The organism is Micromonospora sp. KC606 (assembly GCF_004348675.1).
GTDB lineage: Bacteria > Actinomycetota > Actinomycetes > Mycobacteriales > Micromonosporaceae > Micromonospora.
Window position 1 is genome coordinate 1 of sequence record NZ_SMKN01000077.1, and the last position, 24,110, is coordinate 24,110.

General features: G+C 71.0%; 23 protein-coding genes, 2 tRNA genes and 2 pseudogenes. 18 read left to right on the plus strand and 9 right to left on the minus strand.

Annotated features, from left to right (window positions below):
- Positions 1-36: 36 nt before the first annotated feature.
- From E1193_RS16485 to E1193_RS16500, 4 genes are read right to left on the minus strand one after another with little or no spacing between them, the layout of a single operon-like run.
- Positions 37-1,134, minus strand: coding sequence for a hypothetical protein (locus tag E1193_RS16485; RefSeq protein WP_132184080.1), 1,098 nt, complete (start codon positions 1,132-1,134; stop codon positions 37-39).
- The gene (locus E1193_RS16490; protein WP_132184081.1) at positions 1,131-1,847 is read right to left on the minus strand and encodes a thioredoxin domain-containing protein; all 717 of its coding nucleotides are present in this window, start codon (positions 1,845-1,847) and stop codon (positions 1,131-1,133) included. Before E1193_RS16490 ends, E1193_RS16485 begins: the two co-directional genes overlap by 4 nt.
- Entirely contained in the window at positions 1,840-2,364 is a 525-nt protein-coding gene (locus E1193_RS16495; RefSeq protein ID WP_132184082.1) for a MauE/DoxX family redox-associated membrane protein, read from the minus strand. The genes E1193_RS16490 and E1193_RS16495 overlap by 8 nt, the downstream gene beginning before the upstream one ends.
- A 33-nt stretch (positions 2,365-2,397) precedes the next feature.
- Complete coding sequence (locus tag E1193_RS16500) at positions 2,398-2,901, minus strand: sigma-70 family RNA polymerase sigma factor (protein ID WP_279433354.1); 504 nt, start codon at positions 2,899-2,901, stop codon at positions 2,398-2,400.
- 239 nt (positions 2,902-3,140) lie between these two features.
- Between E1193_RS16500 and E1193_RS16505 the strand changes: the two genes are divergently transcribed.
- From E1193_RS16505 to E1193_RS33200, 4 genes and pseudogenes are all read left to right on the plus strand, one after another.
- A complete protein-coding gene (locus E1193_RS16505; protein ID WP_132184084.1) occupies positions 3,141-3,785 on the plus strand; it encodes a zf-HC2 domain-containing protein in 645 nt (214 codons plus the stop codon).
- A gap of 203 nt (positions 3,786-3,988) precedes the next feature.
- Entirely contained in the window at positions 3,989-5,653 is a 1,665-nt protein-coding gene (locus E1193_RS16510) for a copper resistance protein CopC (protein WP_132184085.1), read from the plus strand.
- A gap of 19 nt (positions 5,654-5,672) precedes the next feature.
- Entirely contained in the window at positions 5,673-6,422 is a 750-nt protein-coding gene (locus tag E1193_RS16515) for a YcnI family protein (RefSeq protein WP_132184086.1), read from the plus strand.
- 667 nt (positions 6,423-7,089) lie between these two features.
- A pseudogene (locus E1193_RS33200) lies at positions 7,090-7,308 on the plus strand (hypothetical protein); the annotation flags it as partial.
- A gap of 358 nt (positions 7,309-7,666) precedes the next feature.
- Here E1193_RS33200 and E1193_RS16525 read toward each other — a convergent pair.
- Positions 7,667-8,911, minus strand: coding sequence for a glycosyltransferase 87 family protein (locus E1193_RS16525; protein ID WP_132184088.1), 1,245 nt, complete (start codon positions 8,909-8,911; stop codon positions 7,667-7,669).
- Positions 8,912-8,985: 74 nt separating this feature from the next.
- Between E1193_RS16525 and orn the strand changes: the two genes are divergently transcribed.
- Both orn and E1193_RS16535 read left to right on the plus strand, forming a co-directional pair.
- On the plus strand, positions 8,986-9,576 hold the full coding sequence (gene orn / locus E1193_RS16530; protein WP_132184089.1) for an oligoribonuclease: 591 nt from the start codon (positions 8,986-8,988) through the stop codon (positions 9,574-9,576).
- A 105-nt stretch (positions 9,577-9,681) separates the two neighbouring features.
- Positions 9,682-9,757, plus strand: a tRNA-His gene (locus E1193_RS16535).
- Between the two features lie 116 nt (positions 9,758-9,873).
- Here E1193_RS16535 and E1193_RS16540 read toward each other — a convergent pair.
- Both E1193_RS16540 and E1193_RS16545 read right to left on the minus strand, forming a co-directional pair.
- On the minus strand, positions 9,874-11,187 hold the full coding sequence (locus tag E1193_RS16540) for an Ig-like domain-containing protein (protein ID WP_132184090.1): 1,314 nt from the start codon (positions 11,185-11,187) through the stop codon (positions 9,874-9,876).
- 212 nt (positions 11,188-11,399) lie between these two features.
- On the minus strand, positions 11,400-12,677 hold the full coding sequence (locus E1193_RS16545) for an Ig-like domain-containing protein (protein ID WP_132184091.1): 1,278 nt from the start codon (positions 12,675-12,677) through the stop codon (positions 11,400-11,402).
- A 186-nt stretch (positions 12,678-12,863) separates the two neighbouring features.
- Here E1193_RS16545 and E1193_RS16550 point away from each other — a divergent pair.
- Positions 12,864-12,939, plus strand: a tRNA-Lys gene (locus tag E1193_RS16550).
- A gap of 333 nt (positions 12,940-13,272) precedes the next feature.
- Here E1193_RS16550 and E1193_RS16555 read toward each other — a convergent pair.
- The gene (locus E1193_RS16555; RefSeq protein WP_132184092.1) at positions 13,273-13,899 is read right to left on the minus strand and encodes a flavoprotein; all 627 of its coding nucleotides are present in this window, start codon (positions 13,897-13,899) and stop codon (positions 13,273-13,275) included.
- The gene (locus E1193_RS16560) at positions 13,896-15,242 is read right to left on the minus strand and encodes a hypothetical protein (RefSeq protein WP_132184093.1); all 1,347 of its coding nucleotides are present in this window, start codon (positions 15,240-15,242) and stop codon (positions 13,896-13,898) included. The genes E1193_RS16555 and E1193_RS16560 overlap by 4 nt, the downstream gene beginning before the upstream one ends.
- 420 nt (positions 15,243-15,662) lie before the next feature.
- On the opposite strand from E1193_RS16560, the gene amcA (E1193_RS33985) reads away from it, so the two are divergent.
- The 11 genes and pseudogenes from amcA (E1193_RS33985) to E1193_RS16620 form a co-directional block, all read left to right on the plus strand.
- Entirely contained in the window at positions 15,663-15,827 is a 165-nt protein-coding gene (gene amcA / locus E1193_RS33985; RefSeq protein ID WP_347877032.1) for a multiple cyclophane-containing RiPP AmcA, read from the plus strand.
- Positions 15,824-16,171, plus strand: coding sequence for a hypothetical protein (locus tag E1193_RS16570; RefSeq protein WP_132184095.1), 348 nt, complete (start codon positions 15,824-15,826; stop codon positions 16,169-16,171). Before amcA (E1193_RS33985) ends, E1193_RS16570 begins: the two co-directional genes overlap by 4 nt.
- Entirely contained in the window at positions 16,168-17,304 is a 1,137-nt protein-coding gene (amcB, locus tag E1193_RS16575; RefSeq protein ID WP_132184096.1) for a cyclophane-forming radical SAM peptide maturase AmcB, read from the plus strand. The genes E1193_RS16570 and amcB overlap by 4 nt, the downstream gene beginning before the upstream one ends.
- Positions 17,301-17,483 (plus strand): multiple cyclophane-containing RiPP AmcA, encoded by a 183-nt coding sequence (gene amcA / locus E1193_RS16580; RefSeq protein ID WP_132184097.1) that lies wholly within the window; start codon positions 17,301-17,303, stop codon positions 17,481-17,483. The genes amcB and amcA (E1193_RS16580) overlap by 4 nt, the downstream gene beginning before the upstream one ends.
- Before the next feature lie 60 nt (positions 17,484-17,543).
- A complete protein-coding gene (locus tag E1193_RS16585; protein WP_132184098.1) occupies positions 17,544-18,206 on the plus strand; it encodes a pentapeptide repeat-containing protein in 663 nt (220 codons plus the stop codon).
- Between the two features lie 15 nt (positions 18,207-18,221).
- Entirely contained in the window at positions 18,222-18,785 is a 564-nt protein-coding gene (locus tag E1193_RS16590; protein ID WP_132184099.1) for a kinase, read from the plus strand.
- A gap of 1,189 nt (positions 18,786-19,974) precedes the next feature.
- Positions 19,975-20,859, plus strand: coding sequence for a replication-relaxation family protein (locus E1193_RS16595; protein WP_132184100.1), 885 nt, complete (start codon positions 19,975-19,977; stop codon positions 20,857-20,859).
- A 378-nt stretch (positions 20,860-21,237) separates the two neighbouring features.
- On the plus strand, positions 21,238-22,137 hold the full coding sequence (locus tag E1193_RS16600) for a DUF2637 domain-containing protein (RefSeq protein WP_132184102.1): 900 nt from the start codon (positions 21,238-21,240) through the stop codon (positions 22,135-22,137).
- Entirely contained in the window at positions 22,134-22,544 is a 411-nt protein-coding gene (locus tag E1193_RS31920) for a hypothetical protein (RefSeq protein WP_165945755.1), read from the plus strand. Before E1193_RS16600 ends, E1193_RS31920 begins: the two co-directional genes overlap by 4 nt.
- Positions 22,541-23,557: pseudogene (locus E1193_RS16615) on the plus strand (site-specific integrase); the annotation flags it as partial. The gene E1193_RS31920 and the pseudogene E1193_RS16615, both read left to right, overlap by 4 nt.
- A 148-nt stretch (positions 23,558-23,705) precedes the next feature.
- The coding region (locus E1193_RS16620; RefSeq protein WP_132184101.1) for a hypothetical protein at positions 23,706-24,110 on the plus strand (405 nt) is incomplete at its 3' end.

Consider the following 24,110-nt stretch of genomic DNA (forward strand, 5'->3'; position numbering starts at 1 on the left):
GTCGGGGCGTCGGGGCGTTCCGCGTCCGGCGCTCTGTCAGGCGGGGACGGGATCGGGACGGCGGGCGGCGGCCAGGGCGGCGCGGGAGGCGGCGTGCAGGCGGAGGACGCCGGCGCCGACGGCCCCGGCCCCCGCGATCAGCACCGCCACGAGCAGCAGCCGGGCGTACTGGCCGGGCCAGGGGGCCGGGGCCACCGCGCGGGAGAGCATCGCGAGGTTGGCGACGCCGACGAAGACCCCCAGGCAGGCGCCCGCGAGGGCCAGCGCGAAGTCGGCGGCGGGCCGGCGGGCCAGCGCGTAGCCGCCGGCCGCGACGGCGCCCAGCCCGGTGAGCAGCGCCCAGACCTGCCCGGTGAGCAGCCCGAGCAGCAACCCGCCGAGCCCGTCCGCGCCGGCGTCCAGCTCCCGGCCGACCACCAGCGTGATCGCCGCCGCGCCGCCGAGGGCCAGCAGCGCCCCGACGGCCCGTAGCGCCTGGCTGCCGGAGACCGAGCCGGCCGGCAGCAGGCCGGCCGCGCCGACGAGCAGGAAGCCGACGGTGGCGGCCACCCACCACGGGTACGCGTCCGGCGGCGGCACCCAGTCCAGGGTGCCGCGGATCTCCACCTGCCCCGCGCCGTCGTGGACCGGGACGGCCCAGTCCCGGACCCGGTGCGCGCGGGTCGGGTCGGCGACGGCCGGGGCCGGCACGCCGTCCTCCCGCCACTGGGTGCGCTGGTCGTGCCAGCGCACCCGCGGCTCGTCGGTGATCTTCCGCCACCGTGGCGGCGCGGCCGGGTCGGCCTCGGCCGGCAGGGTGGTGTCCCCGGCGAGGGTCCGGTTGAGGTACGTGGCGGGGGAGCGGCTGTTCTCGTACGCCCCGTCGGGCCCCACCCGCAGGTACGGCTCCCCGGAGTAGCCGATCACCTGGACGTCCCGCCCGGAGGTGTTGACCAGTTCCAGCCGGGCGCCCGCCTCGACGGCCCGTACCGTCAGGTCGGCGCGCGGCGGGGTGAGGCCGGTCACCTGGACGCGGTAGTCGGTGCCGTCGGGCGCGTCGGCGCCGTGCGCGGCGGCCGGGGCCGCGAGGGCGAGGACGGCGACGAGCGCGGCGGTGACGACCAGGCCGACCCGGTGGAGCGGGGAAGGGGTCACTTGGCGGCGGCCTCCACCGCCGCCCGGATGCCGGCCGGGGAGCGGTCCGCGACGTCGGTGCCGTTCACCCTGACGGTCGGGGTGCCGGTGACGTTGGCCCGGCTGGCCTCCTCGGTCACGTGCTCGGTCCACGCCTTGTACCTGCCGCCGGAGACGCAGGAGGCGAGGTCGTCCCGGTTGAGCCCGACGCCCGCGCCGATGTCGATCAGCTCGTCGTTGCTGAGCCCGGCGCTGCCCTCCGGCGGCTGCCGCTCGAAGAGCGCGTCGGTGAACTCCTTGAACTTGCCGCCGTCGGCGGCGCAGCCGGACGCAGCCGACGAGCGGGTGGAGTACTCGGTGGTGGAGAAGCGGTTGAGGTAGGCGACCGGGTGGAAGACCACCCTCGCCCTGCCCTCGGTGACCAGCTGGTTGATGGTGTCCCCGCTGAGCTGTTGGAACTGCTTGCAGGCCGGGCAGAGGTAGTCCTCGTAGAGGTCGATGGTGACCGGTCCGCTGCCGATGACGATGCCGGTGCCGGCCTCGTTGGCGCCCTTCGGGGCGGTGAACTCGTCGGTCCGCTGGCCGGACCAGACGCTGTAGCCGATCAGGCCGGCGATCACCAGTACCGCGACCGCCGCGACCGACGTCCAGAGCGTCCGCTTGCGCCGCTTCTCCCGGGCCAGTTGCTCGCGGACCACCCGGGCCGCGTCCCGCTGCCCCTTGCGACTACTCATCGTCATCCTCCACGCGCGTGTCGCCCGCCAACCAGCCGTCGACCGAGACGGGGGTGCGGGGCCAGATCAGCAGGAACCCGGCCAGCGCCAGGAATCCCAGGTCCCGGAGGATCTCCGGGAGGTAACTCGGGGACTGCCCGGCGGCGAGTTGCCCGCCGCTGCCGAAGCATCCGCAGTCGATGGCCAGGCCGCGGATCCAGGCGGAGGCGATCCCGGTGACGAAGACCACCAGCAGCGCGGCGGACACGCCGGCGGCGAGCCGGGTGGCCAGGCCGAGCAGCAGGATCACGCCGAGCGCCAGCTCCACGAAGGGCAGCGCCGCGCCGATCGTAGTGGCCAGGTCGTACGGCATCACCTGGTAGGCGTTCACGGCGCGGCCGGAGGCGGCCAGGTCGCCGACCTTGGTGGCGCCGGCGATCAGCCAGACCGCGGCCAGGCCGAGCCGCGCGGCCACGCCGAGCCAGGGACGGATGACGGGCCAGCGGATGGCCCGCGTGCGAGCAGCGGTCACGTTCATTGGTCGTTCCGTCCGGTCGCGGAGTTCCATGGCTCAGCCGGCCATCGCTTCGCCGACCGCGCCGATGAGGTCGTGTCGAGCCCGGGCCACCCGGGAGCGGATGGTGCCGACCGGCACCTGCTCCACTGCGGCGGCCTCGGCGTACGACAGACCGAGCAGCTGGGTGAGGACGAACGCGCCGCGCCGGTCGGCGGGGAGCCGGCGGATCAGATCGGTGGCGCCGAGCTGACCGGCCGGGTCGGGGTGCGGGCGGCCGGTGTGGGCGTGCGCGGTGAGCCGCTCGTCGAGGCGACGCCGTCGGTGCAGGGCGCGCAGGTGGTCGGCGCAGACCCGGCGGGCGATGCCGAGCAGCCAGGTACGGGCACTGGAGCGTCCCTCGAAGCCACGCAGCGCCCGGAAAGCCCGCAGGTAGGTCTCCTGGGTGAGATCGTCGGCGCTGTCCGGATCGACCAGGGCGGCGGCGAACCGCCACACCTCGGCCTGGGTGGCTCGGACGAAGGCGGCCTGGGCCGTGGGGTCGCCGTCCCGGGCGGTCAACGCCCACCGGGTGGCCGGGTCCGGCCCAGGGCCGGGCGCCGCGTACTGGGGGGCGTCGTGATCCGTGCCCGAAGCGGCACCGTACGCCAGGTGCGGGCGGCCGGCGGAGGTGTCGCGCGGGACGGGGATCACGACAGACCAGGCTACGCGCCGGGGCGGGCCGGAGCAGGACCGTTGGACCCTTCCATGGCGTCGCTCACGTCGGGAACTTTTCGCCGCCGTCACCCGACTACCTGCTCGTGGAGTGTGACGACGTACGCGTGGCGCTGTCGGCGCGGCTGGACGGTGAGAACCCGCAGGCGCCGGACGCGGCGCTGGAGGCGCACACGGCGGCCTGTCCAGGCTGCCGCTCGTGGCTGTCGCGGGCCGAACAGGTGACCCGCCTCACCCGGCTGCGCCCGGTGCGGGTGCCGGACCTGACCGCCCGGGTGCTCGCCGCGGTCGCCGCCGACCCGGTGCTGGCCGCGCGCTCCCCGGAGGCGGTCCGCGCCGCGCGTCGTCGGGTGCTGCGGGTCGCGGTGGCGGTGGCCGCCGTGGCGCAGTTCGCCATCGCGCTGCCGGTGCTGCTGACCGGACTGGGGGTGGCCGCCGACCCGCACACCGGCCGGGAGATGGCCTCGTTCGACGTGGCCCTCGCGGTCGGCTTCGTGCTCGCCGCCTGGCGGCCGGAGCGGGCCCGGGCGTTCCTGCCGGTGGCGCTGGTGCTCGCGGTCTGCCTCGCCGCCACCAGCGTCCTGGACATCGCCAACTCGACCACGGCCCTGGTGCACGAGATCGGTCACCTGGCCGCCGTGGCGCAGGCGGGGCTGCTCTGGGCGCTGGGTCGGGTCAGCGGTGAGCCCGGCCGGCCGTGGTGGCACGCGGTCGCGGCGGGCCGCGGGTGAGTCGCCCCCCGGACCCGGATCCGCACGCCCCGCCGCCCACCCGGCCCGCCGGTCCGGCTGCCGCCGACGCCCCGGTGCCGCCGGCGGGTCCGCCTGCCGAGAGCTCGTCGACGAGCACCAGGACGAGGTTCCCCGCCGGGCGGGACCGGACGCGCCGCCCGGTCATCGGTCCGGGTCGCCGAACCGGCCTCGCGTCGGCGAGCATGGCCATCATGAACATGGTCGATCGTCGCTGGTCCGTACGGCTGGGCGTCGCCGCCGGCCTCCTGGTCACCCTCGTCGCGCTGCTGCTCGCCCCGGCGACGCCGGCCAGCGCCCACGCCGTGCTGGTGAGCAGCAGCCCGGTCGCCGCCGCGGTGGTGCCGGAGGCGCCGGCGGAGGTGGTGCTGACCTTCAGCGAATCCGTCCGCAAGGTGACCGGCAAGATCCGGGTCATCGCGCCGGACGGTTCGCGGGCCGACCGGGGTGAGCCCGCCTTCGAGGGGTCGGTGGTGACGATCCCGGTGGACCGCAATGCTCCGCGCGGCACCTACCTGGTGAGCTACCGGGTGATCTCCGCCGACAGCCACCCGGTCTCCGGCGCGTTCACCTACTCCGTCGGCGCGCCCTCGCCGCCGCCCACCGACACCGGTTCCGACAGCCGCGCCGACCCGGTGGTGGACGCCGGCGTGAAGGTGGTCAACTACCTCGGCTACGTGGGTCTGCTGCTGATGGTCGGCGCCGCGCTGGTGCTCGCCGCGCTCTGGCCGTACCGGCTCTCCCGGAGCGGCCCGGCCCGGCTGCTCTGGGCGGGCACGATCCTGCTGGCCGTCGCGACCCTGGCCGAGTTGTGGCTTCAGGTGCCGTACACCGCCGGGGGTGGGCCGTTCGACGTCACCGGCGCCGGCCTCGGTGACGTGCTGGGCAGCACGTACGGCACGGCCCACCTGGTCCGGCTGGGGCTGCTCGGGGCGGCGGCGTTCCTGCTGCGTCCGCTCACCCAGGGGCCGGTCGGCCGTTCCGACGGGATCATCCTGGCCGTGCTCGGCGCCGCGGCGCTGTTCACCTGGCCGCTGGCCGGGCACGGCGCGGCATCACCCGCGCCGGCTGTCTCGGTGCTGGTCGACGCGGTGCACCTGGGCAGCATGGCGGCCTGGCTGGGCGGCCTGGTTATGCTCGCCGGCTTCCTGCTGCCCCGGGCCGACGAGCGGGAGCTGGGGGCGATCCTGCCGATCTGGTCACGCTGGGCGGCGCTGGCGGTGGCGGCGCTGCTGCTGGCCGGCACCGTGCAGGGCCTGATCGAGGTGGGCAGCCTCCCCGCCCTGGTCGACACCACGTACGGGCGGCTGCTGCTAGCCAAGATCATCCTGTTCGCCCTGGTGATCGGGGTGGCGGCGTACTCCCGGGCGCTGGTGCGCCGGCGGACCGCGGCCGGCCGGCCGACGTCGGTGCGGCGGGCGGTCTGGGCGGAGCTGGCGATCACCGCGGTGATCCTCGGGCTGTCCGCCACCCTGGTCCAGAGCACTCCGGCCCGGGTGGCCGCCGGTGACGTGGCCGGGTCCGCCAGCGGCTACTTCTCCACCACGGTGACCAGTCCGCTCTACTCCCTCCAGGTGGAGCTGGACCCGGCCGAGCGGGGCAACAACTCGCTACACCTGTACGCGTACACGAAGGACAACCGGCCGCAGCCGGCGGTCGAGTGGCGGGCGACCGCGGCGCTGCCGTCGGCGGGGATCGAGCCGATCGAGATCCCACTGCTGCCGTTGACCGACAACCACGCGACGGGGGAGGTCAACTTCCCGGCGGTCGGCGAGTGGCAGCTGCGCCTCACCGTCCGCACGTCCGACATCGACCAGGCCACGGTGAACGTCACCGTGCCGATCAAGTAGACGAAAGGCTCTCACCCAGATGATCCGTCTCCGGCGCACCGCAACCGCCGCCACCCTCGCGATCACCGCCGTCACCACGGCCGTGCTCGGCTTCGCCGGGCCCGCCTCGGCGCATGTCACGGTCAACCCCAGGGAGGCCACTCAGGGCGGTTACGGCCGGTTCGCCTTCCGGGTGCCGAACGAGAGCGACACCGCCTCGACGAACAAGCTCGAGGTGGTGCTGCCGGAGAACGCCCCGGTCGGCTCGGTGTCGACGATGCCCGTGCCGGGGTGGACGGTCGCGGTGGAGAAGCGCAGGGTCGACCCGCCGATCGAGGTGCACGGCAGCCAGATCACCGAGGCGGTGGCGAAGCTGACCTGGACGGCGACCGGCGACGCGGCGGTCAAGCCGGGGCAGTTCCAGGAGTTCCCGGTCTCGATGGGGCCCCTGCCCAAGGTCGACCGGATGGTCTTCAAGGTCCTCCAGACGTACACCGACGGCAACGTGCAGCGGTGGATCGAGGAGCCGGCCGCGGGCGCGGAGGAACCGGCGAACCCGGCGCCGGTGCTCACCCTGACCGCCGCCTCGCCGTCGCCGTCCGTGGCGGCGGGCGCCCCGGCCGCGCCGGTCGAGGCGGACGACGATGACGACGACTCCCCCGGCGTGGCGACCGGCCTGGGTGTCGCCGGCCTGGTCGCCGGGCTCGCCGGTCTGCTCCTCGGCGGGCTGGCCTTCGCCCGTACCCGGCGGCAGCCGACGGCCGGCTCTCCGGCCGGGCCCACGGCCTGATCCACGAACACCGCGCCGGCCCGTCGGACCCGATCCGGCGGGCCGGTCGCCGTGTACGCACGGACCTGCCGATATCCGCAGATCAGGCGGTGGGCGTCGGTAAGGTCGGCCGGGTACCCGGTCACCGAAGGAGACGGAACGGATGCGGTTCGTGCGGGCGTTCGCCGGAATGCTGTTGCTGGTTCTCGGGATTCCGGTCCTGCTGGTCGGCGCCGGGCTCACCGCCGTCGGCGGGCGGGCGTCGGCGGACGGGGCCTTCAGCGCCCGGTTCGAGCCGCTGCGCACCACCGGCAGCGCGGTCCTGGTGGCGGATGTCGACGCGCTGCTGCGCACGGAGGCGCCGTTCGCGCGGGTCGGCCCGTCCCGACTGCGGTTGACCGCCCGGACGGCTGACGGCCCCGCCTTCGTCGGCCTGGCTCCGTCCGAGGAGATGCGGCGTTGGCTCGCACCGGTCCCGCACGCGACGGTGGACCGGGTCGCGTTGGCCCGAGGTCCGTTGCCGGTCCGGCTGACCGACGCGGCGCCCGCGCCCACCGCCGGGCCCGTGGTCCCGGCCGCCCCGCGCGAAGCCCGTTTCTGGGTACGCGAAGGGGTCGGCGCGGTCGAGTGGAGCCCTGCCGAGCTGGCCGGCCGGCGGCTGAGCCTGGTGGTGATGCGCCCGGACGGCGGCGCGGAGCTGACCGTGGACCTGCGCGCCGAGCTGCGGGTCGACTGGCTCCGGCCGGTGGCCTGGGGGCTGCTCGTCGGCGGGCTGGTCCTGGTCGGGCTGGCGATGCCGGTGCTGCTGCGGCCGCTACGGCCACGTGAGGTGGTATTCGTGGTGGAACCCGATCAGGTGCCGGTGCTGGCCGGACGGCTGGGGGTCAGCTCGCTCAGCGGGCTGGGCGCGCCGCGCAAACCGGAGCCCGAGCGGCAGTTGGTGGCGGTCGGCGGGGCGGACGGTGGCCGCCCGGCGATCGGGGCGGCGCCGGCACGGCGACCGGCTTCTCTCGCCGACCTGCCGCCATGGCCGCCGGAGCGGTTCGGGGTAACCCCGGGGCCGGTGGACCTGGACTGAGCGGTTCGCGCCGACCGGTGGTCCGGTCCGCGCACCGGACTGAGGTCGTCGTGGTCCGTGCCTGTGGACCGCGGGCGGCCCTCCGCGCTGCCGACGCGGAGGGCCGCACTCACCGGGGGATCGGTGCTGATGTCGTCAGATTAGCGTCGAAAGTCGTTCAGGGAAACATCTGTCCAATTGGTGCGATTTATCCGCGTGGTGGGACTCGGCGCACCGGCAGAACCACCAACAACACCAGGGCCAGCAGCACGTACTCGTTGCGCAGCAGGAAGTCCCACGGCGTGTCGGTACGTGCCGGCGCCACCCCCCAGTCCTGGAAGGACACCACGCCATAGATGATCAACGCCGAGGTGGCGACCGCGACCGCGAGTAGCGTGCGTCGTCGGCGGATCCCCTCGGTGCTGCCCCCGTCGGCGGCCAACGCCGCGTCCACCAGCACCACCACCGTGGGGATGAACCAGTAGATGTGGTGGGTCCAGGTGATCGGGCTGATCAGCCCGCCGACCAGGCCGGTGAGGGTCAGCCCGGTCAGTTCGTCGCCGGCCCGCGCGGCCCGGGCCGCCCGCCACAGCCCGTACCCGAGCACCACCGCGACCAGCGCCAGCCACAGCAACCGGTTCGGCGCCGCCGGCGCGTCGATCCGGCTCAGCAACCCGAACAGCGACTGGTTGCCGGTGTAGTCGGTACGCCCGACCCGGCTGGTCGCCCAGAGCTCGTCGGTCCAGAAGCGCCAGGAGTCGCGCGGCGCCACCGCCACCGCCAGCAGCGTCGCCGCCACGGCCGTCACGCTCGCCACGCCCGCCGCCCACCACCGCCGGGTCACCAGCAGGTAGACGATGAAGATGCCCGGGAAAAGCTTGAGCGCGGTGGCCAGCCCGACGCCCACCCCGGCCCAGCGCCGCGCCTGCGGTACGGCGAAGAGCAGGTCGGCCAGGACCAGCACCACCAGCAGCATGTTGATCTGGCCGAAGGTGATCGTCTCGCGGGTGCTCTCCACCGCGAGGACCAGCAGCACCGCCACGACGAGTGAGAACACCCCGGGCAGTCCGTGCCGGGCGATCACCGGGGCGACCAGCCAGCGGGTCGTGACGACCACGCCGAGCGCGGTGAGCGCCGTGAAGACCGCCACCACCGCGCCGAGGCGCAACAGGCCGAACGGCCAGAGCAGCAGCGCGCTGAACGGCGGGTAGGTGAAGTAGAGCTCGCCCTGCACCCGGTCCGGCTGCACGTAGTCGTAGAGCGGGTTGCCGGCCCGCCACCAGTCCATCGCCCGCATGTAGATCTTGAGGTCGAGGAAGTCGTGTTTCAGGCCCGGCAGGTAGAGGGCCGGCAGCACGGCCGCGAGCGCCAGCACCGTGACGACCCGACGGACCGTACGGCCCCGCTGCTCGTCGGTGGTGACGGCAGGTGGCGCGACGGATTTGGCTGGCACGGGGAAACCCTAGCGGTCTCCTCCGCCGTCGGTGCCGAGGCGCGAGCACCCGGGTGACGACTACGCTGTGCCCCGTGGCTGACCAACTCGTCTGGATCGACTGTGAGATGACCGGGCTGGATCTCGGCAGGGACGCGCTGATCGAGGTCGCCGCCCTCGTCACCGACGCCGACCTGAACGTGCTCGGCGAGGGCGTCGACGTGGTCATCCACGCCGACGAGGCGGCGCTGGAGGCGATGCCGGAGATCGTCCGGACGATGCACGGCAAGTCCGGGCTGACCGAGGAGGTCCGCCGCTCGACGGTCACCCTGGCCGAGGCCGAGGACATGGTGCTGGAGTACGTCACCCGCCACGTCAGGGATCCGCGTTCCGCCCCGCTGTGCGGCAACTCGATCGCCACCGACCGAGGCTTCCTCGCCCGGGACATGCCCCGCCTCGACGCCCATCTGCACTACCGCATGATCGACGTCTCCTCGATCAAGGAGCTGTGCCGGCGCTGGTACCCGCGGGTGTACTTCGGGCAGCCACAGAAGGGGCTCTCCCACCGGGCGCTGGCCGACATCCGGGAGAGCATCCGCGAGCTGGAGTACTACCGGCGCGCCATCTTCGTGCCGCTGCCCGGCCCGGACGTGGACACCGCGAAGGCGATCGCCGCCGAGCTGTAGGCGGCCGGCGTACTCGCGCGCGGTGCCGAACCCGCTGGACGGAGCCGCCGGCGGTGTGGCTATTATTAGTCCGCACCCGCCCGGGCGACCGGAGCGGAAGGCATGGTGGCTGTAGCTCAGTTGGCAGAGCACCGGGTTGTGGTCCCGGTTGTCGTGGGTTCAATTCCCATCAGTCACCCCAGCCACGAAGGCCCCCTCCATCCGGAGGGGGCCTTCGTCGTTGGGGGTCACCGACCCAGGAGCCCGCTGGCGTCCGACGGGAGCCCTCCGCCTGGCAGAGGACTCCCGTGGTGCCGGTCAGGGCGTAGGCGAGGCGCTCGGGTCGCCCTGCGCGCCGCCGGGGGACGGGCTCGCCCCGTCACCGCTCGCGGCTGCGGTGTCCGGATCGGTCGGCGGTTCGTACGGCAGGGCGCTGCCCTTGACGTACTCGTCCCAGCTCATGTTCCAGTCGGTCCAGCCGTTGCCGTTCTGGAGCTTGCGCTCGGTGCCCCTGACCGTGATCGGGTCGCCGATGCGGGTGTTGGCGAACAGCCACGCCCCGTCGGCCATCGAGACGTTCACGCAGCCGTGCGAGACGTTCTGCCGGCCCTGCACCCCCTCGGACCAGGGCGCGGCGTGGATGAACTCGCCGCCCCAGGTGAGCCGCTGCGCGTAATCGATCTTCGTCCGGTAGCCCTCCTCGGGGCCCAGCTCCTCCAGGGTGTCGAAGACCGTCTTGCGCAGCTTCTCGATCACCACCATCGTGCCGCTGGACGACGGGGTGCTCTTCTTGCCCAGGCTCACCGGGATCGTCTTGACGACCTTCCCGTCCCTGGTGACGGTCATCCGCTTGGTCTTGTTGTCCACCTGCATGACCAGCGACGGGCCGATCTTGATGTCCACCGTCAGGTCGGAGCGGCCGTACCAGCCGTCTCCCATGGGCAGGCCACCGGCCTGCACCCGGTACGAGACGGTGCTGCCCGGCTGCCAGAACTCCTTCGGCCGGTAGCGGATCTCGGTGGGGCTGGCCCAGTGCCAGATGCCCTCCTGAGCCGGGGTGGCGGTGACGCTCATCCGACGCTGGACGTCGTCGCGGTAGTCCTCCGGGACGGCCCGACCGAAGCGGACGATCAGCGGCATACCCACGCCGACGACCTGGCCGTCGCCGAGGAAACTGGTGATCCTGACCTGCTTGTCGGGCTTGGCCATCACCGTGAAGGTGTTGGTGGCGGTGACCGGCTTGCCGTCGTCGCCGGTCGCGGTCACCGTCGCGGTGTACTTCCCGCCGTACTCCAGCGTGCCGGTGGGCAGCCAGCTCTGCCCGTCGGCCGCGAGCGTGCCCTTGACGGCCGTACCGGCGGAGTCCTTGACTTCGACGGTGGTCTGCTCGGCGTCCTTCGTGGTGAAGGTGATGCCGGTGGATGCCGGGACGTCGGTCGCGTCCGCCTTCGGCTCGGTGATGGTGGCCGTGGCCTTGGGCGCGCTCTCCCCGGCGCTCTGCCCGGTCGACGGCTTGTCGCCGCCGGATCCGGTGCAGGCGGAGGTTACGGCGAGCGCGGCGGCGAGAAACCCCGCCGTGAGCGCGCGGCGCCGCCCGGCGCGCCGGGTCAGCCGGTCGTGGGTAGCTCGCATGATGTCCTCACAGTCCTGGTCCCCGATGCCCCATCCTTACCCACTGACGCACGCGGGTGCCCGCCGGTTGCCGGTGCGGAAACCGACACACCGGCCGTGAGCTGCCGACATCGGCGAACGCGGGGCCTGGGCGGGTGACGCTCGTCTCCAGCGGCGGCCGGGTGGCCGGCGCGGGGCGGGCCGGTGGTGGTCGCCGGCCCGCCCTCGGCGGTTCAGATCAGCGGGCCAGAGCCGCCATCCGGCACCGGCAGGGCGCTGCCCTTGACGAACTCGGACCAGCTCAGGCTCCAGGCCGTCCAGCCGTTGCCCGGCGCGAGCTTCCGCTCGGTGCCCTTGATGGTGATCGGGTCACCGATCTTCGTCTGCTCGAACAGCCACCGGCCCATCGCCATCGACACGTTGACGCAGCCGTGCGAGACGTTGCGCCGGCCCTGGACCCCCTCGGACCAGGGCGCGGCGTGGATGTACTCGCCGCCCCAGGTGATCCGCTGCGCGAAGTCGATATCGGTGCGGTAGCGGTTGTCCGGGTCCGGGTCGTCCATGGTGTCGAAGACGGTCTTCTCCTTCTTCTCCATCACCACCAGGGTGCCGCTGGAGGACGGGGTGCTCTTCTTGCCCAGGCTGACCGGGAGGGTTTTGACCACCCGGCCGTCCTGCCGGACCGTCATCTGCTTGGTGGCGTTGTCGACCGACATCTCGAAGGCCCGGCCGATCTTGGCGGTGGCCGACCGGTCGACGTTGCCGTAGCGGCCGTTGCTCAGCGGGATGCCGGCCAGCGCGATTCGGACATCCAGCGTGGTGCCCGGCTTCCAGTACTCCGGGGCCCGGTAGTAGGCCTGGGTGCCGTTGGAGACCCAGTGCCAGGCGCCCGGCTGCGGCGGATCCGTCCGGACGAACATCCGCTTCTGCACCGCCGCCCGGTCCTTCTTCGGGATGCCCGGGTGAAACTCGACGACCACCGGCATGGCGACGCCGTACGTCCGGTCGTCGAACAGGTAGAGGCCGGAGCTGATCATCGACTTCGGCTTCGCCATCGTGGTGAACGAACTGGTGCCCTGCCGGGCCTCGCCGCCGGACCCGGCGCCGGTCACCGTGACCGTGTAGCGGGTGCCGTACCTCAGCGGAGCCGACGGCACCCAGGCGGAGCCGTCCACCCGCATCTTCCCGTCGACCCGCTTGCCGTCGGCTGAGGTCAGGACGACCGAGGACACCTTCCCACCGCCCGGAATCGTCGCGCTGATCTCCGTGCTGACCGGCTTGTTCTTCGACCCGTCGGCCGGGGCGACCGCCAGGCTCTCGGCTGCCCCTGACGGTGTCCCACCCGAGGGTGCCGGCTCCGGGACGTCCGTACCCGTGCCCGCACCAGGGGTGGGGCTGCTGCCGCCGACGAACTCGGCCTGTTTCTCGGCGTCGCCACACCCGGTCAGTGCCAACGACGCCACCAGAGCCAGGGCACCCACCATCGCCCCGACCCGCGTGAACCTGCCCATTCCCACCTCAGTTCTCGCGTGCCTGGCGACATGGTGCCGCATCGCCGTCGTCTCCTCGGCCCCGCCCGACGGGAATCTGGGGCTTTTCGGGGCATCTGCCCGATAAGCTCAGCCGAAGAGGGGAGTCGGGCACCCGATTTGGAAGAGCGCTCGGGGGCCGTGTAACCTTCTCTCCGTTGCCAACGAGCGCCGCTAGCTCAACTGGCAGAGCAGCGGACTCTTAATCCGCGGGTTCGGGGTTCGAGTCCCTGGCGGCGCACCAACGATCAAGGCCCTGACCTGGCGGTTCTCTGCCGGTCGGGGCCTTTTTCGGGTACGCCGGTGGTGGGTGGTGCTCGGTGGGTGCTCGGGAGCCGTTGGACCGGGGCGGCCGACGGTGGACGACGAGCGGTGGTCGTGGACGTTCGCGCCCGCCTTGGGCGAGCCCGCGCGGTGTTCCGTCCTGGCGCTTCGGCCCGGCTGTTTTCGGGCCGGTGATGTCGCGCTCGGTAACGGTCGTCGGGGTGGCTCGGGCGCGACGTGGCGGCTTGGTGCGGCGCGGCGGGTCGTGGGTTCGGTTGGTCGACGGCTGCCGGAGCTGGCTGTGAGTCCGTATTTAGAGATCCGCCACCGGTGGTCGTTTCGTCTGTATTGCGCCTTTAGGTATCAGATCTTCGGCCCAATCGGTGCTGCTTCCTGACAGGTCGCCCACCATCCGGGTCGCTGCCTCGAGCGCCGCCGTCCAGGGAAAGTCCCGCTGGCGGTTGTTGCCGCTGCCGGGAGGGTGCGGCTCCCATTCGGCCTCGGTCCCGATGATTCGGACGCGCTCGTCGCGGAGGCCCGCCACGGCGCGTTGGAAGGGTGCGCGGGTGGCCAGGGCGGCGTTGACGAACGGGACGACCACGGTGGGCACCTGCCGGCCGATCAGCTCGGCGACCGTGGTCAATGCGTAGTTGTCGGCGATGCCGAGGGCGATCTTGTTGATTGAGTTGTAGGTGGCGGGGGCGACGATGAGCGCGTCCGCGGTCGGGAGGGAGCGGCGGGTGCCGGGGGACGACCGGTAGGTGGATCGAACGGGGTGCCCTGTCAGTCGCTCTATCGCTTTCGGGTCGACGAAGTCGAGGGCGTTGGGGGTGGCGGTGACCGCTGTTGTCCACGACTGTTTCGTCGCGGCGGCGATCAGTTGGGTCACGTCTGCGGCGGGCCCGGCAGCGCAGACGACGATCTGCAGGTGGCGAGTCATACCTGGATCCCGGCGTGCTGGGCGAAGTCGAGGACGGCGGCGCGGACGTGCCCGCGCGTGAGGGCTGCCAGGTCGCCAGCGATGCGCTGTACCGCTGGCCGGCACCGGATCTCTTCTGGTGCGACTCGATAGGCGCTGCGCAGTGCGCTCAGGCCATGCTCGTAGCGGCCCCACTGGGTGTAGGCGCGAGCCACGTCGACGAACAGGGATGCCTTGCGTTCGGCGAGGTCGATCTTGTCTAGCGGTACCTGGCGGGCGAGGGCGATGGCGGTGCCGGCGTCGCCCAGGGTCAGTGCGATGTTGACGCGGTGCAGCACGACGTTGGTGGCACCGAAGCCGGTCCACCGGTCGTTGCCGTCGTAGCCGAGTCGTCCGGCAGCATGGGACGCCTCGTCGAGCATTGCGTGTGCGCTGTCCCGGTTGTCGTCACGCGCGGCGGCGACGGCACCGCGGAGCAGCAGGGCGCCGTAGACGGCCACCGCATCGGGTGAGGCGAGGCGGGTGCCGCGTCGAAGGGCCTCGGCCGCGTCTTCGGCGAGCTGCCTGGCCTGGCTGCTGTGGCCGTTGCTCATGAGGGCGTGGGTCATGATCCGTGCGCTGGTGGCCATCGCCACCGGGTCCTGACTGATCGAGGCGGCGCGGATGCTGCGTTCGGCGGCGACCAGGGCCATGCCCTTGTCACCGACCTTGAGCAGCACACTGCCGACGACGTGGTAGAGATCGCTGGCCAGGGCGCCTACCTGCGCTCGCTGCTCGCCTTCGCTGTCCGCGCGAGTCGGTTCCAGGGCGGGCAACAGGGCCACGAGTCCGGCGAGAAGCCGCTCGTACCGACATGCCTGGTAGTCGATCTTGGCTGCGGCGACATCGTGAGCGAACTGCCGAAGCGGTAGGGCAACTGGCTCGGTGTTATGAAGGGGCGGTGCGACCAGTGCGTTGAGCAGCGCTGCGACGCTCGGCAGGGACATGCCGCTGATCGTCACGCCGGTTAGGAGGTCTCTGCGCCGCACGTCGCCGCCCGAGTCGATGTCGTGAATGCTGCCTTCGCCAGTATGGGTGTGTGTGGCGGTGACGGGCGGTGCCGTGGGATCCGCAAGTGCACCGTGGGTTCCGGTACTCAGCAGTGCGTCGAAGCGCTCGCGAACATCGGGGGTCGCCCGCGCGAGTACGGTGTCCAGGGCTGCCTGCATGTCGGCACGGAGATGGACCTTGTCGCCCTGGCTGCTCCACTTGGCCACCGTCCGACGGGCCGCGCCCAAGTGATCGGCGAAGCCGGTAATGCTCATCCGCAACGCTTGACGCAGTGCGTTGGCTTCCCGGCCGGTCCAGGTGGTCACCGCGGCCATCGCACGTCCTCTCGCTGTGGACAGTTATCGGCCGGACGATCGTAACGGCACTCGTCGTGTTTGCAGGTGCACCGTGAGTGCATCGCCGGGACATCCCCATCACCGCGTTGATCGAGCGAATCTGATCGTGCTGGTGCGCTGCTCTTACGAGTAGGCGGCCGGCACGCAATCGCAGCCTCACGCCAGGGAGCTCGAGATGAACGACGGGACCGCCGGAAGGCAAGGGCGTTGCCCAGGGCGAAAGCCGGCGTCGTCGGGTGAAACCCGTTCATGCGTGCGGCTGAGGCCTCGCCCCCGTACTGCCATGAGGGCTGCGTGGGTGGGTGATCGGCGGTTTGCTCCCAGCCGCCGTGGTGCGGCGGTGGGCTTGCCTTTCCCCCGGCGGGCCCGCCGCTCACCGTCTCGGATGGCGGTGGCGGCATGACGGTGTACGTCTCGCGTAACGCGAGGGTCGACCAGTCCCGGCAGCCCGAGGCCGGGCATGCGTTTTCGCAGTGGCAGGTGTGGCCCGCTGATCCGCCTTTGCTCACGCATGTGTGGCGTCGGCTGTTCGAGCAGCGAGCTCGTGAGGCTGATCGCCGATGAGTCAGCAGCAGCGCCGATCCTCGGCGTACCGGGCTGTATCAGCTGGAGTCGAGCATCTACCGTTGCGTCCGCTGTGGATGTGTCGCCGGTGTGGGCAGCCGTGGCCGTGTGGGCCGGCGAAGCTGGCGCTCGTGGCCGAGTACCGGGACAGCCCGGTGAGCCTGTTCCTGTACCTGGCGGGCTGCCTGCGCGACGCGATCGACGATCTGCATCGGCTCAACCCCAGTGTGACGGGTAGCGCCTCCGACATCTTCGACCGGTTTCTCGGTTGGCCCACTCGGCACACGGACTCCTACCGGGTCGCCACCGCCGAGGCCAGTCGGGGCGAAGGGACATCGTCATGAGCGGCATCGGCATCATCAACACGACCGGCCAGCCGGCGATCGCCAGCAGTTTCCACACCCTGGTCGTGCAGCCGACCAGCTTCTGCAACCTCGACTGCACCTACTGCTACCTGCCCGATCGTAGATCCCGCCGACTGATGGAAGTTGCGGTCGCGCAGGCGTGCGTCGAATCGATCGCCCAGCAGAACAGCGGTCATCCGGTGAGCGTCGTTTGGCACGGGGGCGAACCCACCGCCACACCCATCGGGCTGTTCCGGGAGCTGCTGGCCCCGTTCGAGGAACTGCGCCGCGCGGGGACGGTGCGTCATGAGATCCAGACGAACGCGACGCTGATCAACCGACAGTGGTGCGAGCTGTTGTCCGCTTACGGGTTTGAGGTAGGGGTCAGCATCGACGGACCGGGCGCGTTAAACCGAAACCGCCTCGACCGGGCCGGCAACCCGACGGACACCAGAACCCGGCGCGGGATGCAGACCCTGGCCGACGCGGGGCTGGCCTACTCGGTGATCTGTGTGGTCACACCGGAGACCATCGACCACGCCGAAGCCCTCGTCGACTTCTTCACCGGCCTGCCCGGTTGCGAGTCGGTGGGCTTCAACATCGAAGAGCAGGAGGGCGCCGATCGGGCACCGGTGTCGGAGAACGCCGCTTACCGGTTCTGGCAGCGCCTCATTGAACGTCGCGTCGGCGGCAGCCCGCTGCGGATCCGCGACCTTGATCGCTTGGCCGACTATCTCGCCGCGATCCGCGCTGGGCACGTCGACCATGCCCCGTACGAGCCGATCCCGACCGTCTCCTGGGATGGGCAGGTGGTGCTGCTGTCACCGGAGCTACTCGGCATCACCGACTCGCGATACGGCGACTTCATCGCCGGCAACGTCCTCCAGCAGCCCATCACCGCCATGCTCGCCCGCGCCGGCGACCTGCGTTACGTCAACGAGTTCGTAGTCGCCCTCAATGACTGCGCCAGCCACTGCTCCTTCTATGACTTCTGCCGTGGTGCCCAGGCCGGTAACCGCTACTTCGAGCACGCGACGTTCGCCGTCCGTGAGACCACCTACTGCCGGACCACCCGACAGGCCGTCGTCCGCGCTGCTGCGGACCACCTCATCCCTCAAGGAGGACGATCATGACCAACGCTCTCGCGGCCCTCGTCAATGCCGAACCCGACCAACTCGCCCGCCTCGGCGTCGACCCGGAGCGGTCGATAGCGTCAATCGACGCGGCAAAGTTCGACAACCGCCCCACCTGGGACAACCGAGGGAAGTTCGACAGCCGACCCGGCTGGGACAACTGGAACAAGAAGAAGTAGCCCCGCCACGGAACGCGCGGGATGGCGTGCCCACCCCGCGCCTACACAGGTTGAGGACACATGCGCACCACCACGATCGGCGACGTGAAGGTCCTACTGCCGGACCTCGAACCGGACGACCTCGACAACACGACGAACCTGGCCGACGGCCTCACCGAGGCCCTCGTCGAGGGCGCCGCGTGGCGCGGCGCGCAGCTTGAGGACGCCCGCATCCGCAGCAGCCTGATGACCGGCGTGGACCTGAGCGAGAGCACCTGGGTGGCCGGCAGCCTCTACGGCTGCGAAATCATCCGTACCGACTTCTCCGGCGCGACCCTGACCGGCATCACCATCGACCGGTGCGCCATCACTGGTTCACGGTTCACCGGCACCCGACTCACCGACGTACGCCTCAAGGACGTGCTGTTCGACGGGTGCCGCTTCGACTACGCCACCTTTCAACGCGTCACCGCCGCCGGCTCCGTCGCCTTTGCCGACTGCACCCTCGCCCACGCCACCTGGTCCACCTGCCGCCTCCCGGGCATCGCGCTGCGGTCCTGCAACCTCGACGGCATGGAAATCGACTCCTGTCATCTCGACGGGACCGATCTGCGGGGCAGCCACCTCCGCGGCCTGAAGACCACCCTCGACAATCTGCGCGGTGTCACGGTCAGTCAGGATCAACTGCCCGACTTCACCAAGCTGACCATCGACGCACTCGACCTCGTCGTGCGCGACGACTAAATCTGCGGAGGCATCGTGCTCGTCGGACCCACCGGCAGCCCGGACACGATCCTCGTCTGCGTCCGGGGTAACTCCGGCTCGGGCAAGAGCAGCATCGCTCGGGAGCTGCGGCGTCGGCACGGCCGGGGCTGCGCCCTGGTCGAGCAGGACTACCTGCGCCGGATCGTGCTGCGCGAGCGGGACAAGCCCGGCGGCGCGGCCCCCGCGCTGATCGCGCAGACCGTCCGGTTCGCGCTCGACCACGGCTACCACGTGGTGCTGGACGGCGTCATGCACAGCGACCGCTACCGGAGCATGCTGACCGACCTGCGTGACGACCACCGGGGGCGGTCGCTGTTCTGCTACCTCGATGTGTCCCTGCCCGAGACGCTGCGGCGGCACCTGACCCGCCCACAGGCCAGCGAGTTCACCACCGAGCACATGAGCGGCTGGTACGTAGCCCGGGACGTCCTGGGCTGGCCCGACGAACTCGTCCTGCCGGAGACCACCACGCTCGAAGAGGCCGTCGAGGTCCTCGCCGCAGCCGCCAAACTCCCCCAGACCGGACGAGACGACGACCTACTGCCGATCGTCTCGTAAGCCCGGCGCTCCCTTCCCGAGGTGGGCGGGGAGCGGCGTCATCGCGTACTCCGAGACCCGGGCGTGTAGCCGACCAGATTCCGGGCGAGTGCTGGCCCGATCGAAAAGCTGTGGCGTACGGGCATGGTTCGGCAGGGGATCCCAACGAATGCCAGCCGTACCGCTCGGGTCAACTGGCAAAAATCATCCGTTCCGGAAAGCGCGCCCGGCCGTGCGACTCCGGCGGCCCTGACCGACTCGGTCAGCGGGAGCAATGTCTCACAAAGTGAGACAGTTTTACAGATGGGTCAAGATTTTTCTGCCGGGAATCCGTCCCGCTGGAGACCAGCACGTCTTGGCGGGTGCCAGCGCGTCCGGCTGGGTCCGGAAACGTCGTGATCGACTGCCGGTGATGCTGGTTGACAGGTGCTGCCGGCGGAGGCGTACTGGTACGAACGCGACCGCGTGGCGGTCTGCCCGCCGGGTCCGATCGGCCGGGGTGGTGGCGCTCCTTCGGGAGCGTCGCCGGTCGTTCGAGGCTCGGGAGTAGGCGGGCCGTCGATGGTTTTGAGTGACAGGGGGTCCGTGATGAAGGATTTTTCTCCGGCGGGTTGAGTCGACGCCCCCACCGGGCCGTCGTGATGTCGACGGCTCCCGGAGCACCTGTTTCAGGCTGAGACGAGCCCGCTGCGGGGCGGCACTGTGCCGCCCTGCCCTCCGTAACGGCTACCGCTGTTCCCCCTGCCGTGACCGCCTTTCTGGTGGTCGTGTCGGTCGTTGCTGCCCTGATCCGCCTTGGGTCGGCCGGTGCGCCGGTCGGCGTGTTCATTGACAACTCCACAGTGGGCTTTTGCCGCAGTCTCCCGCGCCCGCCGGTGCTGCGGCGCACACCAACGGCGTCGCGACGTCGACGCCACCATTCTTTTTCGATCAAGGAGCTTTGTGTTCTGCGTACATCCCATCTCACCGTGTTCCGGCTTTCTGCCGGTGGCGGTGACAGATTCCGTGTTGATCCCCGTTTCGGGGTCCGGGTTGACGCCCCCGTTGGGGTCAGTCTTCAGGCGGACGCCCGAACGGACCCCCTTGTCCCGCTCACACCGCAGGTCAGCCCGTCTGTCAGGGCTGACTGGTTGTGCTGCGACAGATCCGTCCTGGTCTCGGGTCTCTCCCCAGGGGGAGGCCATACGTATCGGAGGAGAGGTGATGGTGGATGGATGATCCGGTTCTGCGGGTGCAGTCGCAGCTGACCGACCGAGACCGGGTCCTGCTGGGCTGGCTGTACGACCACGGGGTGTTGACGTCGTTCCAGATCGCTGAGGCGTTGTTCCCGTCGTTGGACTTCTGCCAGCGCCGGTTGCGGACTCTGTATCGGTTGCGGTTGGTGGCCCGGTTCCGGCCGCAGCGGGCTGACGGCGGCTCGTATCCGTACCACTACGTCATCGACCAGCTCGGTGCCGAGGTCGTCGCGGCCAGCCGGGACGAGCGGCCACCGCGGCGTGACCACGCCCGCGTGGAGCGGCGACGCTGGACATCGAGCCGAACCTTGGAGCACCGGCTCGGCGTGAACGGCTTCTTCACCAACCTTGCCGGCTACACCCGCACACACCCAGGCACCGAGCTGGTCCAGTGGCTGCCGGAGGCGGCTTGCCAACGTGTTGGCACGTTCGCCCGTCGAGAGGATCCGGTCCTGGTGCGGGCTTACCAGCCGCGGGTGCGCCCGGACGGCTACGGCCTGTGGGCCGAGGACGACGTCAGGGTTCCGTTCTTCGTCGAGTACGACACCGGGACGGAGCCGTTGTCGGTTCTGGTCGGCAAGCTCGCCGGCTACGGGGACTTGTTCGCCACGCTCGACCGGGTGTGGCCGGTGCTGTTCTGGCTGCCTTCCGCCGCCCGTGAGGCCAATCTGCGGCGCCTGCTCGCCGACACGCCGCTGCGGGCGCTGGCCGCGACCGGCGCCCGCGATTACGCCGCCATGGCGGGCTTGTGTCCCTCTGAGGCGGTCTGGGCCGTCCCGGGCGGGGTAGGGCAGCGGCAGCGACTGGCCGACCTCGCCTCCTACGTCGTCGACGCTGGACGGGCGGGTGAGGCGGCGTGATGCCTGGCAGCGGCACGACGGCCGCGGACAGTACCTCGCGCCTGCGGAAGACAGCAAGACCTCGTCACTGTCACCGTTCTGTCAGCGCCCGCTCCGCTGGGCCTGACAGACCGGTGACAGTGCCGAGCCCTTCCGACAGCGACAGGGCAGAGGTATCGTCGCGCGCTCACCACGGACAGTCCGGCTCCCTGCCCGCGATCACGGTCCCGGACGACGACGCCCGGACCGTCCGCGCAGGTGCCCAGCTCTACCCGGCTGGCGGACGAGCCTCCGCCGCAGCCCGGTCCGGGAAGGTGGTCCGCCACGACCACACCGACGTCTGACCCGGACGGTGGTCCGCGCAGCAGCCGCGTCGAGGGCGCCGTCCAGATCGTGATCATGTTGGCGATCGGCGGGGCCGCTGGTGCGGCCAGCTTCACCCACGTCCACAACGTCGCCGCCGCCCACGGCCAACCCGGATGGCTGGCCTGGGCCGACGCGATCGTCCTGGAGCTGATGTCGATCGCCTCCGGCCTGGAGCTACGCCGCCGCAAACGCGCCCACACCTCAACAGTGTTTCCCGCGAGCGTGCTGGCCTGCGCGGTCACGCTGTCCCTCGCCGCGCAGGTCGTGGAGGCCGAACCGTCACCGATCGGCTGGATCGCCGCAGCCGTGCCCGCGCTCGGCTTCCTCGTCATGGTCAAGGTCGCCCTCGGCTACGCCGGCACCACGCCCACAACCAACGCCGCCCGGACCGCACACCATCTGCCGGACCAGCCCACGCAAGCCGCTCCCCCGAGCGGACCGGCCGAGACGACGCGGTCCGGCGGGACGGCAGGGCGGCGGTCTGCCACGCGGACGAGCGGCCTGGCAGAGGTCGCTCATCAACCTCACGGACGGGACCGCCGTCGCCGCAACGCCGGCAGGGGACGGTCCACGCAGCCCGGTGACGTGGGCGAGCTGTTGCCGGCGGCGCGCCGCGTCCGCGACCACCTCGCCGCGGACGGGCAGGCCCTGACCCGGGCGGCGCTCGCCGAAGCCCTCCGTGGAACAGGCCACACCGTGTCCAACACCCGGATATCCGAACTCCTCAAGACCCTCAGAGCTGAGGCGACCTCGCCGCCCGCGCCGCAGGACTCGACTTCACCGGCGAGCTCGGCACCACTACCGCCGTCAAGTCGGCAGCAAGCGACTCGCGCAACCGCGTTCGGCGGTTCGCGGCTGCCCCGACCAGCAAGTCATCTCGAACCCATGCATCCCAGACATCCACTGAACGGGCAGGAGAACCCCGAATCATGAGCACCGACGTGAACCCCACCGAGCACGACACCACGACAGACATCACGCCCACCGCAGCCGCGCCCGCCAGCGAGGTGTGGACGGTCGACCGCGTCCGCGCCCTCGGCGTGACCACCACCCTGGCCACCGCCGCATCGGTCCTTGGGATCAGCCGATCCCAGGCCTACCGGCTCGCCGCCACCGACGCCTTCCCCGCGCCGCTGATCCGCGCTGGCAGCCGCATCATCGTTCCGGTCACCGGCCTCCTCCACCTTCTACTACTCCACGCCGACCCCGCCCCGGCAGGCGGTGGCCGGCGACTTGAACCCGACCCGAAGGTGAGCGTGGATGCGACGACCCCGCCACCAGCGGATTCCACCCACCACCGCCGGCGGCACCATACGAAGCATCCAGGAGACGAAGAGTGAAGGGATCCACCTTCAAACGCTGCGGCTGCCGCGACAGCGTCACCGGCCGGCGACTGGGACGCTCCTGTCCCCAGCTTCGCCGGCCCGGCGGCGGCTGGTCCCGCAACCACGGCCAATGGCACTGGCAGATCGAAATCCCCGCCCGCGCCGACGGCACCCGCCGCCCACTCCGCCACGGCCCGTATGCCACCCAGGCCGACGCCGACGCGATCCTGGACCGCATCCGGGCCGCGCTCGCCGTCCCCGACCCCACCGACCCGCACACCACCGTCAAGACCGGTGACCTCATCGAAGCCGCCGTCAAGACCGGCGCACCCATCCCCACCCCCGACCAGATCCGCCGGGCACTGCACCTGGACATCACCCCCACCGAGCTGCCCACGATGCAGGCTTACCTGACCGACTGGCTCGCCGGACGCAAGAACATCAAGACAGGCACCCTGCGCTCCTACGAAGGGCACATCCGGCTGTACCTGATCCCGCACCTCGGGCACCTGCGCATCGACCGACTCCGCCCCGGCCACATCGACGCCATGTACGACGCCATCGCCGAACGCAACACCACCATCGCCACCCTGCGCGCCAGTCGCGACCAAGCCAAACGCGACCAGGTCAAGAACCAGCGCATCGTCGGCCCCAGAACCTTGCACGTCATCCACGCCACCCTGCGCAAAGCCCTCAACGACGCGATGCGCCGCCACCGCTACATCGACACCAACCCCGCCCTCATGGTCGAACTACCCACCGCCCGACCGCCCAAGCCCACCGTCTGGACCGACCAACGCATCCGCACCTGGCGCGACACCGGCAAGACCCCCAGCCCCGTCATGATCTGGACCCCCGAACACACCGGCAGATTCCTCGACCACACCCACGACGCCAACGACCGCCTCTACGCCCTCTACCACCTCATCACCTTCACCGGCCTCCGCCGAGGCGAAGCATGCGGCCTGCACTGGGACGACCTCGACCTCGACGCCCACACCCTCACGGTTCGCTGGCAACTCGTCCAGCCGGTCGACCCGCCGGCTGACCCAGCGCTATTAGCGACTTGATCTTCGCAATCCTGAGACACAACCTCCCGGTACAGCAGTAACCGCCACGCAGATACCTGACAATAGATCGCTTTCCAGCACCGGAAGTCATCGATAGGATCCGTCGGTGCCGCTGACTGTCTCTCTCCGCGAGCTGACCAACAGCTACGTTCGACTCCGCGACGCTGCCGAAACGAGCCCTCCGCCGGTGAGTCACCTACTACGCTTCTACTCCGTCGAGTGCGGGTTGAAGGTTCTGGCACTCAAGGACCGGAACGTGAGTTCCACCGCCCAGCAACAGGAACTCATCACGCATGATCTGCGGCAGCTGGCGAAGACCCTCAAGCTGAGTGCCTCCGCCTATCGGAACCTGATCAGCTGCCGACGCCTCGCAAAGGGGGGATTCAGCCATCCACCGGTAGCGGCGAAGGAACTCCACGAGGCGTGGCGGTACGGCGCGGAGCTTGATCCTGAGGACGAGAAGTGGACTGTGGCAGGCTTGACCACGCTCGGACAACTCTGCGCAGAAAGG